This window comes from Mesorhizobium sp. ESP7-2 (genome assembly GCF_020164715.1).
In the GTDB taxonomy this organism is placed as follows: Bacteria; Pseudomonadota; Alphaproteobacteria; order Rhizobiales; family Rhizobiaceae; genus Mesorhizobium.
On the sequence record NZ_JAIUGQ010000003.1, the window covers coordinates 112,549 to 127,966 of the forward strand.

15 protein-coding genes are annotated in these 15,418 nt (G+C 62.5%); 11 read left to right on the forward strand and 4 right to left on the reverse strand.

Going from position 1 to position 15,418, the window contains the following annotated elements; all coding sequences use genetic code 11:
• Window positions 1–25: 25 nt before the first annotated feature.
• Window positions 26–2,827 carry a DNA gyrase subunit A gene (gyrA, locus tag LB543_RS04605; RefSeq protein ID WP_224613201.1) on the reverse strand — a complete coding sequence of 934 codons (2,802 nt, stop codon included), beginning with the start codon at window positions 2,825–2,827 and terminating at the stop codon, window positions 26–28.
• Window positions 2,828–3,037: 210 nt separating this feature from the next.
• Between gyrA and LB543_RS04610 the strand changes: the two genes are divergently transcribed.
• Together LB543_RS04610 and LB543_RS04615 are read left to right on the forward strand one after the other, a co-directional pair.
• Window positions 3,038–4,732, forward strand: coding sequence for a SulP family inorganic anion transporter (locus LB543_RS04610; protein WP_224613202.1), 1,695 nt, complete (start codon window positions 3,038–3,040; stop codon window positions 4,730–4,732).
• Window positions 4,729–5,349, forward strand: a complete 621-nt coding sequence (locus LB543_RS04615; protein WP_224613203.1) for a ParB-like protein — start codon at window positions 4,729–4,731, stop codon at window positions 5,347–5,349. The genes LB543_RS04610 and LB543_RS04615 overlap by 4 nt, the downstream gene beginning before the upstream one ends.
• Before the next feature lie 23 nt (window positions 5,350–5,372).
• Here the strand turns inward: LB543_RS04615 and LB543_RS04620 are convergent, their stop codons facing one another.
• Window positions 5,373–6,203, reverse strand: coding sequence for a helix-turn-helix transcriptional regulator (locus tag LB543_RS04620; protein WP_224613204.1), 831 nt, complete (start codon window positions 6,201–6,203; stop codon window positions 5,373–5,375).
• 85 nt (window positions 6,204–6,288) lie between these two features.
• On the opposite strand from LB543_RS04620, the gene LB543_RS04625 reads away from it, so the two are divergent.
• From LB543_RS04625 to LB543_RS04635, 3 genes are all read left to right on the forward strand, one after another.
• Window positions 6,289–6,822 carry a hypothetical protein gene (locus LB543_RS04625; protein WP_224613205.1) on the forward strand — a complete coding sequence of 178 codons (534 nt, stop codon included), beginning with the start codon at window positions 6,289–6,291 and terminating at the stop codon, window positions 6,820–6,822.
• Between the two features lie 202 nt (window positions 6,823–7,024).
• On the forward strand, window positions 7,025–7,438 hold the full coding sequence (locus LB543_RS04630) for a hypothetical protein (RefSeq protein ID WP_224613206.1): 414 nt from the start codon (window positions 7,025–7,027) through the stop codon (window positions 7,436–7,438).
• 120 nt (window positions 7,439–7,558) lie between these two features.
• Window positions 7,559–8,188, forward strand: coding sequence for a MarC family protein (locus tag LB543_RS04635; protein WP_224613207.1), 630 nt, complete (start codon window positions 7,559–7,561; stop codon window positions 8,186–8,188).
• Between the two features lie 11 nt (window positions 8,189–8,199).
• Here LB543_RS04635 and LB543_RS04640 read toward each other — a convergent pair whose 3' ends face one another.
• Both LB543_RS04640 and LB543_RS04645 read right to left on the reverse strand, forming a co-directional pair.
• The gene (locus tag LB543_RS04640) at window positions 8,200–8,622 is read right to left on the reverse strand and encodes an OsmC family protein (protein ID WP_224613208.1); all 423 of its coding nucleotides are present in this window, start codon (window positions 8,620–8,622) and stop codon (window positions 8,200–8,202) included.
• Between the two features lie 129 nt (window positions 8,623–8,751).
• Window positions 8,752–9,276, reverse strand: coding sequence for a single-stranded DNA-binding protein (locus LB543_RS04645; RefSeq protein WP_023773877.1), 525 nt, complete (start codon window positions 9,274–9,276; stop codon window positions 8,752–8,754).
• Between the two features lie 226 nt (window positions 9,277–9,502).
• Between LB543_RS04645 and LB543_RS04650 the strand changes: the two genes are divergently transcribed.
• From LB543_RS04650 to LB543_RS04675, 6 genes are all read left to right on the forward strand, one after another.
• Complete coding sequence (locus tag LB543_RS04650; RefSeq protein WP_140808558.1) at window positions 9,503–9,817, forward strand: ArsR/SmtB family transcription factor; 315 nt, start codon at window positions 9,503–9,505, stop codon at window positions 9,815–9,817.
• Window positions 9,814–10,275, forward strand: a complete 462-nt coding sequence (locus tag LB543_RS04655; protein WP_140808560.1) for an SRPBCC family protein — start codon at window positions 9,814–9,816, stop codon at window positions 10,273–10,275. Before LB543_RS04650 ends, LB543_RS04655 begins: the two co-directional genes overlap by 4 nt.
• 23 nt (window positions 10,276–10,298) lie before the next feature.
• Window positions 10,299–10,904: an ATP-dependent Clp protease proteolytic subunit gene (locus tag LB543_RS04660; RefSeq protein WP_140757529.1), complete on the forward strand. Its 606-nt coding sequence runs from the start codon at window positions 10,299–10,301 to the stop codon at window positions 10,902–10,904.
• Window positions 10,905–10,992: 88 nt separating this feature from the next.
• Window positions 10,993–11,292 carry a hypothetical protein gene (locus LB543_RS04665; RefSeq protein ID WP_224613209.1) on the forward strand — a complete coding sequence of 100 codons (300 nt, stop codon included), beginning with the start codon at window positions 10,993–10,995 and terminating at the stop codon, window positions 11,290–11,292.
• A gap of 693 nt (window positions 11,293–11,985) precedes the next feature.
• Window positions 11,986–14,907 (forward strand): excinuclease ABC subunit UvrA, encoded by a 2,922-nt coding sequence (uvrA, locus tag LB543_RS04670; protein WP_224613210.1) that lies wholly within the window; start codon window positions 11,986–11,988, stop codon window positions 14,905–14,907.
• 41 nt (window positions 14,908–14,948) lie between these two features.
• The gene (locus tag LB543_RS04675) at window positions 14,949–15,413 is read left to right on the forward strand and encodes a GNAT family N-acetyltransferase (RefSeq protein WP_224613336.1); all 465 of its coding nucleotides are present in this window, start codon (window positions 14,949–14,951) and stop codon (window positions 15,411–15,413) included.
• The last annotated feature ends 5 nt before the right edge of the window (window positions 15,414–15,418 follow it).

Sequence of the window (15,418 nt, forward strand, 5' to 3'; positions counted from 1 at the left end):
TTGCTATGTCAAACCGCTCCAGGAACTATTCGGCGCTATCCGGACCGTCAGTCGTCGAATTGGGCTCCGCGCCATTCTCGACGGCCTCTTCCACTTCCTCGTCCGATTGCGGCTCCGAGATTCGCTCGACCGAAACCACCTTTTCACCTTCAGCCGTGTTGAAGATGGTCACGCCCTTGGTGGCGCGGCTGGCGAAACGGATGCCGTTGACGGGCACCCGAATGACGGTGCCGCCGTCCGAAACCAGCATGATCTGATCGTCGTTGCCGACCGGGAAAGTTGCCACAAGACGGCCGATTTCGGCCGTCTTCGAGACATCTGTGGCTCGGATGCCCTTGCCGCCACGCCCGGTCAGGCGGAAATCATAGGACGAAGAGCGCTTGCCGTAGCCATATTCAGTCACTGTCAGCACGTATTGTTCGTGCATCTTGAGGAACTCGTAGCGTTCATCTGAAAGCTCCGTCTCCTCGCCGACCTCTTCGTTGGTCAGCGCGATCTCTTCCTCTTCACCGGCGGCGATACCGGCGGCGAGCCGCCGTTCGGCCGCCGCCCGCTTGAGATAGGCGGCCCGTTCGGCCGGCGGCGCATCGACATTCTCGATCACCGACATTGAGATGATGCGGTCGGTGTCTGCCATGGTGATGCCGCGCACACCGACCGAGTTGCGGCTCTGGAAGACGCGCACGTCGCCGACCGAGAAGCGGATGCACTGGCCGGAGCTGGCGGTCAAAAGCACGTCGTCATTGTCGGTGCAGGTCTCGACGCCGAGAATCTCGTCGCCCTCCTCCTCCAGCTTCATGGCGATTTTGCCGTTGCGGTTGACCTGGACGAAGTCGGACAGTTTATTGCGGCGCACGGTTCCGCGCGTGGTGGCGAACATCACGTCGAGCTCGCCCCAGCTCGTCTCGTCCTCGGGCAGCGGCATGATCGTGGTGATGCGCTCGCCCTGCTCCAGCGGCAGCATGTTGATCAGTGCCTTGCCGCGTGACTGCGGATTGCCGATCGGCAGGCGCCAGACCTTTTCCTTGTAGACGATGCCGCGCGAGGAGAAGAACAGCACCGGCGTGTGCGTGTTGGCGACGAACAACCGGGTGACGAAATCCTCTTCCTTGGTCGACATGCCGGAGCGGCCCTTGCCGCCGCGGCGCTGCGCCCGGTAGAGCGAGAGCGGCACGCGCTTGATGTAGCCGGAATGGCTCACCGTCACGACCATGTCCTCGCGCTGGATCAGGTCCTCGTCTTCCATGTCCGCGCCGCCGTCGGTGAGCTCGGTGCGGCGTGGCGTGCCGAACTCGTCGCGTACGGCGGCGAGCTCGTCCTTGACGATCTGCTGAATACGCGCGCGAGACGACAGGATGTCGAGGTAGTCCTTGATCTCGTCGCCGATCGTGTTCAACTCATCGGCGATTTCGTCTCGGCCGAGCGCGGTCAGGCGCTGCAGGCGCAGTTCGAGGATGGCGCGCGCCTGTTCCTCGGACAGATTGTAGGTGCCGTCCTCGTTGATGCGGTGGCGCGGATCGTCGATCAGAAGGATCAGCGATTCGACGTCACCCGCGGGCCAGCGCCGCTCCATCAACTGCTCGCGCGCCGTCTGCGGATCCGGCGCGGTGCGGATAAGCTTGATCACTTCATCGATGTTGGCGACGGCGATGGCCAGACCAACCAGCACATGGGCGCGGTCGCGCGCCTTGCGGAGCAGGAACTTTGTCCGCCGGCTGATCACCTCCTCGCGGAAGGTGACGAACGCCGTCAGCATGTCGATCAGGTTCAGCAGTTCCGGTTTGCCGCCGTTTAGCGCCACCATATTGGCGCCGAAAGACGTCTGCAACGGGGTGAATCGGTAGAGCTGGTTGAGGACGACGTCGGCGACGGCATCGCGCTTGAGCTCGATGACGACGCGATAACCCTGACGGTCGCTTTCGTCGCGGATGTCGGAAATACCCTCGACGCGCTTGTCGCGCACCAGTTCGGCCATCTTCTCGATCATCGAGGCCTTGTTCACCTGGTAGGGAACCTCGGTGATGATGATCGATTCGCGGTCGTTGCCGCGCTGTTCGATGTTGACCTTGCCGCGCATGACGATGGACCCGCGGCCGGTGGAATAGGCGCTGTAGATACCGGAGCGGCCAAGCACGATGCCGCCGGTCGGGAAATCGGGGCCCGGAATGATCTCCATCAGCGCCGGCAGGTCGATCGCCGGATTGTCGATGACGGCGATGGCGGCGTTGCAGACTTCGCCGAGATTGTGTGGCGGGATGTTGGTGGCCATGCCGACGGCAATGCCGCCCGAGCCGTTGACCAGCAGATTGGGAAAGCGCGCCGGCAGAACCTTCGGCTCGGTGTCCGAAGCATCATATGTATCCTGGAAATCGACCGTGTCCTTGTCGATATCCTCGAGAAGCTCGTGCGCGACCTTGGTCAGGCGCGATTCGGTATAGCGCATCGCCGCCGGCGGATCGCCATCGATCGAGCCGAAATTGCCTTGCCCGTCGATCAACGGCACGCGCAGCGACCAGTCCTGCGCCATGCGTACCAAGGCATCATAGATCGAGGCATCGCCATGCGGATGGTATTTACCCATCACGTCGGCAACCGGACGCGCCGACTTCACATATTTGCGGTTCCAGTGGTAGCCGCTCTCATGCGCCGCATAGAGAATGCGACGGTGCACCGGCTTCAGGCCATCGCGCACATCGGGCAACGCACGGCTGACGATCACGCTCATGGCGTAAGAAAGATAAGAACTCTGCATCTCCTCGATGATGGAGATGGGTTCGATGCCGGTGGGGCCGCCGTCGGCGCCGCGCGGTGTCTTTTGGTCGGTCAAATCGGATCACAATCTAAACAGGAATCACTCGCTGCTTATATAGGAAGCGAGGCTGAAACTCCAATGTCCGCGGCACTTTTCCAGTGTCAATTTTAGTGGTAATTTCAAAAGGATACCACTGATTGCGACGATATGGCCACGGCGCTTTCGCCGCCAGTAAGGCAAAAGCCGGCAATGGACCGTTTCCCCCAGTCGAAAGCAGCGAGCGCGATGAGCCTGAGCTCGTGGCTGCCTTTGCGGGCGCTGCGCGGTTGGACACCGCGGGATCTCAATGGCGATCTGATCGCCGGTATAACACTGGCCGCGATCGCCATTCCCGAGCAGATGGCGACAGCCAGGCTCGGCGGTTTTGCTCCCGAGCTCGGTTTTTTCGCCTTTGTCGCCGGTTCGGTGGCATTTGCCCTGTTCGGCGCCAATCGCCACCTTTCGGCGGGCGCGGATTCGACGATCACACCACTGTTCGCCGGCGGCCTCGCCATGCTGGCCGCATCCGGTTCGCCGCACTATCTGGCGCTGGCCGCCATGCTGGCGCTGATGGTCGGGCTGATTGTGACGTTGAGCGGCATTCTTCGCCTTGGCTGGGTTGCCGATCTTTTGTCGGTTCCGGTCACCACGGGATTTCTGGCCGGCATCGCCGTCCACATCACCGTTTCACAGATGCCCGGACTGCTCGGCCTGCCCTCCGAGAGCGGTGAAACCTTACGACGTGTCGGCGAGATTGCCGGCAGTCTCCACCTCACCAATACCTGGAGCCTCGGGCTCGGCCTTGGCGTGTTCGCGATCGTCCTTGGCGCCGATCACATCAGCCCCCGCATTCCCGGCGCCTTGATTGGCATGGTGCTCGCCACACTGGCGGTCGCCGTCTTCGGCCTCGAGGATCGTGGCGTCGAGGTGCTTGGCGCCCTGCCCAATGGACTGCCGCACGCCGGACTGCCGCTTGCCAGTCTCAACGATGTGCGGGCGCTCGTTCCGCTGGCATTGCTGATCGCCATCGTCGTCATGGTGCAGACGGCCGCCACGTCCCGTTCCTTCGCCCAGCAGGGCGACGCGCCCGACGTCAATCGCGATTTCGTTGGTGTCGGCGCTGGCAGCATCGCGTCCAGCCTGTTCGGCGCCTTCGCCGTCAACGCCAGCCCACCACGCACGGCAATCGTCTCCCAGTCGGGCGGCCGCTCGCAATTCTCGAGCCTTGTTGCAGCGGCGATCGTTCTGGCCCTTGGCGCCTTTGGCGGCGGTCTGCTCGCCGACGTCCCGCAGGCCGCCCTCGCCGGTGTCCTGATGTTCGTCGCCCAGCACATTTTGCGCTGGAAGGTATTCGCCAGCGTCTACCGGCAGGCGCCGGTCGAATTCGCATTGATCCTGATCACCATGGCGGCCATCGTCGTGCTGCCCATCGAGACCGGCGTGGCGGTCGGCATCGGCCTGTCGCTGCTGCACGGAATCTGGAGCGCGACCCGGACGCTGCCGATTGAACTGGAACAAGTGCCGGGAACTTCGGTCTGGTGGCCGCCGGCCAAGCCGAGCGCTGGCGAACAACTCCCCGGCGTGCTGGTCGCGGCGTTCCAGGCGCCATTGTCCTTCGTCAATGCCGACCGTTTCAAACGCGGCTTTTGCGATCTGGTCGACGCCGGCAAGGGCGATGTAAAACTCGTCGTGCTGGAGGCCAGTAACATTGTCGAGATCGACTACACCGCCGCCCAGGCATTGATCGAAACCATCGCCTATTGCCGCAATGCGGGCGCAATATTCGCCATTGCTCGAATGGAGTCGGTGCGTGCCCAAGCAGCCCTTGCGCGATTCGGCATCATCGATCTCGTCGGCCCGCAGCGGATCTTCCACAGTGTCGATGCCGCCATCAGGGCTCTGCATTCCGGCCAGCCGGAAAACCAGGAGAGTGCGCCATGATCGTCCTGAGAGAACCGCTGGTGACCCCGGTCCCGGTCAAGGAATTGCGGCCAACGCAGATTACCGTCGGGATGCGCGAGGTGGACCTCAAACGCCAGCTGATCCGCTCGCAGAGCGCCGCGAAAACAGGCGCTTTTCTGGGCAAGCACATGATCCCGGTCGTGTTGGGCCCCAAAAAGCGCAACTACGTCACCGATCACCATCATCTTGCACGGGCCCTGATCGAGGAAGGTGTCAAGGATGTGCTCGTGACGGTGATCAGCGACCTGTCGGCGCTGGACAAGGACGCGTTCCTTTTCATGCTCGACAACCGCGGCTGGATGCACCCGTTCGATGAAAACGGCCAGCGCCGCGACTATGCCGCCCTGCCAAAGACCATCGGCGAACTCGTCGACGACCCCTACCGGAGCATGGCGGGCGAACTGCGGCGGCTGGGCGGTTATGCCAAGGACACCACCCCGTTCAGCGAATTCCTGTGGGCGGATTTCCTGCGCCGGCGCATCGACAGGAGTGCGGTGGCGAAAAATTTCGAGAAGGCGATGAAGGACGCGCTCGTGCTGGCCAAGGGCAAGGACGCCGACTATCTGCCTGGCTGGTGCGGGCCGATCATGGACTGATGCCGCGGGTGTGACGCGACTTTTCAGCTGCGGCCCGCGCGCCTGGCGCGATAGCGGCCCGGCGTCTCGCCCATGACACGCCGAAACCGCCGATTGAACGTCGACAGATCGTTGAAACCGGACTCGAAAGCGATTGCCGAGATGGCATCGTTCGACGTGCGCAATCGCACCGCCGTGCGATGCAACCGGGTCCTGAGCAGGTATTGATACGGCGTCATTCCGGCAACCTGCCGGAAGGTGCGCAGGAAATGATAGGGACTGGTCGCGGTCTCGTCCGCCAGCGCCGGCAGCGAGATCGGCCGGTCGGCATCCAGTTCGATCCGCCGCACCGCCTCGGCGATCCTCTTCTGATCGCGCCTGCTTGGCCCCTGCCCGGCATGCGTGGCGCCGGAGATCGTGGTCACGGCGGCACCCGCGATGCGCAGGGCGAGTTCCTCGAAGGCGTCCGCGTCGGCCATGTCGCGCGCGGCTTCCGCCTCGGCCAGCAGCGGCGCCAAGGCCGCTAACGGCGGCAGGCGTGGCGCCGCGAAGGCGAGCGTCCTGGCGCCCGGTACGTCAGCCACGATCCGGTCCAGATAAGTCGGCCCGAAATGGAAGGAGAGGCAACGGTCGCCGCTGCCATGCTCGTGCCCGCATTCGTAGCATGTGCCGGAATTGCCGAGCAGGAGGCTGCCTGGCGCGAGCATTGCCGTGCCTTGCTGCGCGCGGTAGCGGAACGAGCCGCTGGTGACGGCTGCGACGCAGAAATCCCGATGCGTTTCCTCGAACGGCCGATCGCCGGCGCTTGCCGTGCAGATTACATCCGCCACATGCCAGCCAGATCCTGATGCAAGGCTATTCGCGGTCGCCGTCATGGCTGAGATATAGCAATTTTTCCCAAGCCCAGAACCCCGTCAGCGCCTATTCCTCGCGGTCTCCTGACAAGAAGAGACCCCAGCCATGTTCGATCAATCCTCGTTTGCCGAAGCCTTGCACAGTCCCGGACCGATCGAAGGTCTCGCCGAAAAACTGAACCTTTATGGCCGCTTCGTCGGTGCCTGGACGTTTGACGCTGCGCGCCATCTCGAAGACGGCACGGTGCTGACCGGACGTGGCGAGGTGCATTTCGGCTGGGTGCTCGAAGGCCGCGCCATCCAGGATGTCTGGATCCTGCCCGCTCGTGACGCCGGCCCCTCGCGCTCGCTCGGCAAATGGACCTTTTACGGCACGACGCTGCGGGTCTATGACCCCGGCGTCGATGCCTGGCACATCTTCTGGAGCGATCCGCGCAACCAGTATTTCAGCCGCCAGCTCGGCCGCGCCGAAGGCGACACGATCGTGCAGGTCGGCGCCGATGGCACCGGCTCCTCCGTGCGCTGGAGCTTTTCGCGCATTACCGAAGATTCCTTCCGATGGCTCGGCGAGCGCTCGCATGAGGGTGCGGACTGGCACCTCGAAGTCGAGTTCCTGGCGCGGCGGACGGCAACAAGATGAGGCTGTAATACATTGTAAGAATGGAGAAAAACATGTTCGATCATGTCTCAATCGGTGTCCGCGACGCCCAATATGCCAGATGCGAAAAGGCCTCGTGACTATGGCGATTTCTTCGTTTCTCACCGCTCTCGGATCCGAAGCTCCCACAGCCGATCGAGCGACAGACATGGAGCTGTACGGATGGCTGATCGGGAGCTGGGAAATGGACACGGTCCGCCACCCTGACGATGGCACAATCCAGAAATGGACTGGAGAATGCCATTTCGGCTGGGTGCTCGAAGGCCGCGCGATTCAGGATATCTGGATCAGGCCAAGGCGCCCTGCGCGGTCCACCATGTATGGCACGACTTTGCGCATCTTCGATCCTGGGATCGGTGGCTGGCACATCATCTGGAATGATCCGCTCAACCAGGATTACTCGCGCCAGATCGGGCGGGCCGACGGTAAGGACATTGTCCAGATCGGCGATGACTCGCGCGGTCTGAAAACTCGATGGCGTTTCACCGAGATCACGGCCGACAGCTTCCATTGGATCGGCGAGGAACGACCTTCCGAGAGCGACCCTTGGCAAATCACCTATGAACATTTAGCCCACCGAACAAAGCGCGTCGCCTGAATCGGTTTTCGACTCGACGCGGCATACCGCATCGAAGTCTCCAGCCCTCTGACAGTTCCCACCGACCGGGCTTTGCTCTACCAATGCGGGTACGGGCCTGGCCCGGTGGGAGGGTCAGTGATGCCGAGTTTCGACAGCCTGTTCAATGCCTTCGTCACCATTCTCGTGACCATCGATCCGCCCGGCCTGGCGCCTCTGTTCCTGGCCGTGACACGCGGCATGAACCGCGACGAGCGCAGCCAAGTTTCCGTGCGCGCCTCGATCATCGGTTTCCTGGTGATGGCGCTGTTCGCCGTCGCCGGCGCCTCTATCCTGTCGGTGTTCGGCATCACCTTGCCGGCTTTCCGCGTCGCCGGCGGGTTCCTGCTGTTCTTCATCGCCTTCGAAATGGTCTTCGAGCGCCGGCAGGACCGCAAGGAGAAGATCGGCGACGTCGCCATCACCAAGGACATGATCCACAACATCGCCGCCTTCCCGCTGGCGATCCCGCTGATCGCCGGCCCCGGCGCGATTTCAGCGACGGTGCTGCTCTCCGGCTCGTTTCAGGGCTTTGCGGCGCAGGCGGCCCTGGTCGGCATCATTCTCGTCTGCCTCGTCATAACCTATCTGGTGTTCGTGCTGTCGGAACGCATCGACCGCATCCTCGGCCAGACCGGCCGCTCGATCCTGACCCGCCTGCTCGGCGTCATCCTGGCGGCATTGGCGGTGCAGTTCGTGGCAGATGGCATCAAGGCGCTGATGGCCGGTTGAGCCCTACCGCCCTACTTCGCCGTGTCGACGATCTCGAAATCATGCGTAAGCGTGGCCGTCTTGGCCATCATGGCGGAAGCCGAGCAGTATTTGTCGATGGAAAGATCGATCGCGCGCTTGACCTTGTTGCGTGACAGCGCACGGCCCTTGACGATGAAATGCATATGGATGCGGGTGAACACCTTCGGGTCGGTCTCGGCCCGGTCGGCCTCGAGTTCGACCACGCAGTCCTCGACCGCCTCGCGGCCTTTTTCGAGGATATGGACGACATCATAGGCCGAGCAGCCGCCGGTGCCGATCAGCACCAGCTCCATCGGGCTCGGTCCCGGCGTCTTGCCTTCCGGACTGGACGCCGTGCCCAGCACGACCTTGTGGCCGCTGCCGGACTCGCCGACGAAGGTGCGCTCCTCGACCCATTTTACCCGTGCCTTCATCGCTCCGTCCTTTCAGTCCTTGATCGCGCCGACTGTCGGCTCATAATCAAAATACAAAAACCCCGAAAGTCCATGCGGACCCTCGGGGCATACCAAGTAAAGGCATTCGTATTTTGGTACGGCTTCCGATCAGAACGGAATTTCGTCGTCCAGTTCGCGCGACGAACCGCCGCCACCGCCACCCCTGGGAGCGTTGCCGCCACCGCGGTTGAACCCTTCATTCGGGCTCGACTGGCCGAAATCGGAACCGCGGCTGCTGCCGCCACCGCTGTAGCCGCCGACCTGACCGCCCTCACCCTGGCCGCGCGCGTCGAGCATCTGCAACTCGCCACGGAATTTCTGCAGCACGACTTCGGTCGTGTATTTGTCGGCACCGGTCTGGTCCTGCCATTTGCGCGTCTGCAGCTGGCCCTCGACATAGACCTTCATGCCCTTCTTCAGATACTGCTCGGCCACCTTGGCGATGCCCTCATTGAAGATGACGACGTTATGCCACTCGGTCTTTTCCTTGCGCTCGCCGGAATTCTTGTCGCGCCAGCTTTCCGACGTGGCGATGCGGATGTTGACGACCGGCTCGCCCGAATTCAGGCGGCGGATTTCAGGGTCCGCGCCGAGATTGCCGACCAGAATGACCTTGTTGACGCTACCCGCCATGATATTTCTCCGCGCTCATCTCAAAACAAATTTTGTCGCAGCACCTTACAGGCTACCGACGTCAGACGCCTGCCAGGGCTGGCTTTTCCCACAAGGTTTTTGTTCCCTTTTCGTTCCTATATGCACTGCCGCTGATTGTCAAGGAATGGCAGCAATGCCTCCACGCTGCATATGGGTCTCAAAACAGCGCTTGCCAAATCAATAAGTATCGACTTATGCTTTTGCCATGATCGAAGCAGAGATTTTCCGCGCCCTGGCCGACCCGACGCGCCGCGCCGTCTTCGAGCGTCTCGCGACGAGCGAGATGAGCGTGTCGGAACTGCGCAGCGGCCTCACGGTTTCGCAGCCAGCCGTCTCCCAGCATCTGGCGGTGCTGCGCGGCGCCGGCCTGGTGGTCGAACGACGTGCCGGCCGCAACGCCTATTACCGTGCCAATCCACAGGGACTTGCCCCGCTGCTCTCCTGGATTGAACGCTATCGGACGTTCTGGCCGGAACGCATCGAAAGACTGAAGGCCGTTTTGAAGGACATGGATCAATGAAGAACCAAAGCGAAGTCGCTCCAGATGCGCTCGAGTTCGAATACGACCTTGCCGAGCCGCCGGAAAAGGTTTGGCGGGCGCTGACCGTGCCGGAATTGCTCGCCGCCTGGATGATGCCGAATGACATTAGGCCTCGGACTGGCAGCCGCTTTGCCTTCGCCGGGTCTGACGCGCCGATCGAATGCGAGATCCTCGACGCCGAGCCCGAGCGCCTGCTGCGCTATTCCTGGCGCGAGCAGTCGGACGATGCGGCGCATCCACTCGACAGCACCGTCACCTTCACGCTCGCCCGTACCGTCTCCGGCGGCACGCATCTGCGCATCGTCCATGACGGCTTTGCCCGCAAGACGATGCCCGCAGTTGCGATGGCTGGCGCCGGCTGCCGGCTTTCGCTGCGCGGGGCCGGAAAACCTATCGCCGCGAACACACCACGCCTTCAGCTGCTGCGCGCGGCCTGAACACGGAAAATCGGAGAAGAAAAATGAGTGGTGTTGCCAGTCTTGTACCGATGGTGATCGAGCAATCGAGCCGCGGCGAACGCGCCTTCGACATTTTTTCGCGGCTGCTGCGCGAACGCATCGTGTTCATCAACGGCGAGATCAACGACGACGTCTCGGCGCTGGTCTGCGCGCAGCTTTTGTCGCTGGAGTCGGACAATCCCGAGAAGGAGATCTCGCTCTACATCAACTCGCCCGGTGGCATGGTGACCAGCGGCTTCGCCATCTACGACACGATGCAGTATATCAGCTGTCCGGTGTCGACCGTGTGCATGGGCTTTGCCGCATCGATGGGATCGTTCCTGCTGATGGCGGGTGCGGCCGGGCGCCGCATCGCGCTGCCGAACGCCACCATCCTGCTGCATCAGCCGCTGGGCGGCTTCCAGGGCCAGGCTTCCGACATCCAGCGGCACGCCGAACGCATTGGCCAGACCAAACGCCACATGACCGAACTCTACGCCCAGCATTGTGGCCGCAGCTATGAAGAGGTCGAGCGCACGCTCGACCGCGACCATTTCATGACGGCCCGCGAGGCCCAGGCATGGGGCATTGTCGACCATGTCTTCGACACCCGCAAAAAGGCGGCGTGAAGCAGAGGCCAGATCAGATCCTGTTAGGTGTCGAAAATTTGACGAGACCGATCTGGTTCCGCTGGCGGCAGGTCCCTATAACAGGGGGATGACCGACACTCATCGATCCGGAACATCGCACCGTGTCGCAGCCGCCATGGTGCTCGTCGTCGTCAGCCTGGTGTCCAGTTCGGCACTTGCAGGCGGCGCTTCGTCATCGGCGCAAAAAAGCGCCCTGCCTGGCGTAACCGGGGACTATCGCATCGCCAAGCCGGCCCCGGCGCCCGAACCCGACGACGCGTTCCCCAGCAGCGGCAACGGACAGTTCAAGATCGGCGATACGGATGTCAGGATTTCCGGCAGCATCACCGTCGATGTCGGAGTTGGCGGGATCAAGCCGCCCAGATAGGCAGGCCGCCAACGCAAGCCCTCGCCCAAAAAGAACAGCCCCGCCGTGCCTTGGGCAAACGGACGGGGCTTCTTTCTGGATTTTTAATCCATTCTTGCCGGGAGTGTACTGCCGGCGTTTGATTTCGGATGCTTCGCGGCATTCAGCCGACGATCCGACCATAGTCTCTGATTTTAAGGGATACGGCAGGTCACGGTTTGTCGGGCGGCGCAAACGCCTGCCTCTGGCACTTATGCCTGCCGCGGCTCCAGTGACAACTGAAGCCCTGGTGGACTATCCGGTGGCGTCATGCTCCGCTCCTGTGTCCATTGCGACATTGTCGTGGCGAAGCGCAAATCGCTAATGCCTGCGGCGTCTCGCAGGCCGCCTTGGGGCGGCGAGGCCATCGAAAGACGGCCGGCTTCGCTGACCTCCGGAGACTGCCCCCCTGAGCCGGCCACGTCAACCATCAATAGCCGGTTACGGAAAAATGTGATCGCCGGGAGGTTACGTTCAGGTCAGTTTCCGCACAGCTTTGTCAGGAGCGTGTTCGGCCTTTGTTCTTTCTGCTTGCCCCTTTGCGCGAAAGACGGTTAAACGAGTTCTGTCGGGAGTTGTGGCGTCTCTCGACGTGGCGGCAAAAAGACCTACATAGGGGATGGCTGGGAAAACCCGCCAATCCCACGAATTCCAGATCTGAGGCGGCGACCGGCGATGGCCGACCATAAATTCCTTTCCATTCGCGGGGCGCGCGAACACAATCTGAAGAACGTCGATCTCGACCTGCCGCGTGACAGCCTGATCGTCATGACCGGCCTGTCGGGCTCCGGCAAATCGTCGCTCGCCTTCGACACTATCTATGCCGAAGGCCAGCGCCGCTATGTCGAGAGCCTCTCGGCCTATGCACGGCAATTCCTCGAAATGATGCAGAAGCCCGACGTCGACCAGATCGATGGCCTGTCGCCGGCCATCTCCATCGAGCAGAAGACCACGTCGAAGAACCCGCGTTCGACGGTCGGCACCGTCACCGAGATCTACGACTATATGCGGCTTCTGTTTGCCCGGGTCGGCGTGCCCTATTCGCCGGCCACCGGCCTGCCGATCGAGAGCCAGACGGTCAGCCAGATGGTCGATCGGGTATTGGCGGTCGAGGAAGGCACGCGCCTGTTCCTGCTGGCGCCCATCGTGCGCGGCCGCAAGGGCGAGTACCGCAAGGAACTGCTGGAGTTGCAGAAGAAGGGGTTCCAGCGCGTCAAGGTCGATGGCGTCTTCTATGAAATCGCCGACGTGCCGGCGCTGGACAAGAAATACAAGCACGACATCGACGTCGTCGTCGACCGCATCGTCGTGCGCGGCGACCTTGCCACGCGTCTCGCCGACTCTATCGAGACAGCGCTGAAACTGGCCGAGGGGCTGGCGGTGGCCGAGTTCGCCGACAAGCCGCTCGACGCCAGCCAGACCGGTGAGGATTCGGTCAACAAATCGAAGAACGAGACGCATGAGCGCATCCTGTTCTCGGAAAAATTCGCTTGCCCTGTGTCCGGCTTCACCATTCCGGAGATCGAACCCAGGCTGTTTTCCTTCAACAATCCGTTCGGCGCCTGCCCGACCTGCGACGGTCTCGGCAGCCAGCGCGCCATCGACCCCAACCTCGTCGTGCCCGACGAAAACGTGTCGCTGCGCGACGGCGCCGTCAGCCCGTGGGCGAAGTCGACTTCGCCCTATTACTCGCAGACGCTCGAGGCATTGGGCAAGGCGTACGGCTTCAAGCTCGGCGACAAGTTCAAGGATCTTTCGGCGCAAGCCCAGGAGGCGATCCTGCGCGGCACCGGCGAGCGCGAAATCACCTTCCAATATGATGACGGACTGCGCTCCTACAAAACCACCAAGACCTTCGAAGGCGTCATCCCCAATCTCGAACGGCGTTGGAAAGAGACCGAATCCGCCTGGATGCGCGAGGAGATCGAGCGCTTCATGTCTGCCACGCCCTGCCCGGTCTGCAAGGGCTACCGGCTGAAGCCCGAAGCGCTGGCGGTGAAGATCGCCGGCAAGCACATTGGCGAGGTCACGGAACAGTCGATCCGCAACGCCGACAAATGGTTCACCGACCTGCCGGCGCAGCTCAACGACAAGCAGAACGAGATCGCTGTCCGCGTGTTGAAGGAAATCCGCGAGCGCCTGCGCTTTCTCAATGATGTCGGGCTCGACTATCTCACCTTGTCGCGCAATTCCGGCACGCTGTCAGGCGGCGAAAGCCAGCGCATCAGGCTGGCATCGCAGATCGGCTCTGGGCTGACCGGCGTGCTCTATGTGCTGGACGAGCCATCGATCGGCCTGCACCAGCGCGACAACACCCGCCTGCTCGACACGCTCAAGCATCTGCGCGACATCGGCAACACGGTGATCGTCGTCGAGCATGACGAGGACGCCATCCTGCATGCCGACTATGTCGTCGATATGGGCCCGGCCGCCGGGATCCATGGCGGCGAGATCATCGCCCAGGGCACGCCGCAGCAGGTGATGGCCAACCCCAATTCGATCACCGGCAAATATCTGTCGGGCGCGTTGGAGGTGGCGACTCCAGCCATTCGCCGCGAAGCCAAGAAGAACCGGCGACTGAAGATCGTCGGCGCGCGCGGCAACAATCTGAAGAACGTCACCGCCGAAATCCCGCTCGGCACCTTCACCGCCGTTACCGGCGTGTCGGGCGGCGGCAAGTCGACCTTCCTGATCGAGACGCTGTTCAAGGCGGCTTCACGCCGTATCATGGGCTCGCGTGAGCATCCGGCCGAGCATGACCGCATCGAGGGGCTGGAATTCCTCGACAAGGTCATCGACATCGACCAGTCCCCCATTGGGCGGACGCCGCGTTCGAACCCCGCCACCTATACCGGTGCCTTCACACCGATCCGCGACTGGTTCGCAGGTCTTCCCGAGGCGAAGGCGCGCGGCTACCAGCCGGGACGTTTTTCCTTCAACGTCAAGGGCGGCCGCTGCGAGGCCTGCCAGGGCGACGGCGTCATCAAGATCGAGATGCACTTCCTGCCCGATGTCTATGTCACCTGCGACGTCTGCCACGGCAAGCGCTACAACAGAGAGACCCTCGACGTGCTGTTCAAGGGCAAGTCGATCGCCGACGTGCTCGACATGACCGTGGAGGAAGGCGTCGATTTCTTCGCCGCCGTGCCTGGCGTGCGCGACAAGCTGGAGACGCTGAAGCAGGTCGGCCTTGGCTACATCCATATCGGCCAGCAGGCGACGACGCTGTCCGGCGGCGAGGCGCAGCGCATCAAGCTGGCCAAGGAACTGTCGCGCAAGGCAACCGGCAAGACGCTCTACATCCTCGACGAGCCGACCACCGGCCTGCATTTCCACGACGTCGCCAAGCTGTTGGAAGTGCTGCACGAACTGGTCGACCAGGGCAATACGGTGGTCGTCATCGAGCACAATCTCGAAGTGATAAAGACCGCCGACTGGGTGCTGGATCTCGGCCCCGAAGGCGGTGATGGCGGCGGCGAACTGGTCGCCTCCGGCACGCCGGAAGCCATCGTGCGCGAGAAACGCAGCTACACCGGCCAGTTCCTGAAAGAGCTTCTGGAGCGCCGCCCCGGAGGCAAGCGCGAAGCGGCGGAGTGATGACAGAGGATGGTCTGATCACGGTCCAGAGCCGCTTTGGCATGAGGCTTGCTCGTCCCGAAGATATCGCCGCGATCGTCGCGCTGACGCAAGCGGCCTATGCTCCCTACAATGCGATACTCGACGCGCCACCGATCCCCGTTACCGAGGACTACGCGCCGCGCATCGCCCAAGGCGAAGTCTGGCTTCTGGAAAGTGGCGACGCGCTTGCCGGACTGATCACACTAGAGCGCCATACCGATCACGCGATGATCTTCAGCGTCGCCGTTTCCCCTGCTTTTCAGGGCAAAAAACTCGGCATCGCGCTGCTCGATCACGCGGATGAACAAGCGCGTCTGTGGGGTTTGCCGGAAGTGCGGCTCTACACCAACGCCAAGATGGAGCGGAACATCGCGCTCTACACCGCCTATGGCTACCGTGAAACGGGTCGCCGGCCCAATCCCTATCGGCCAGGGTGGATACTGGTCGACATGGCCAAACCCGTCGGAAGGCCCAGCGCGGCCTGATCGCT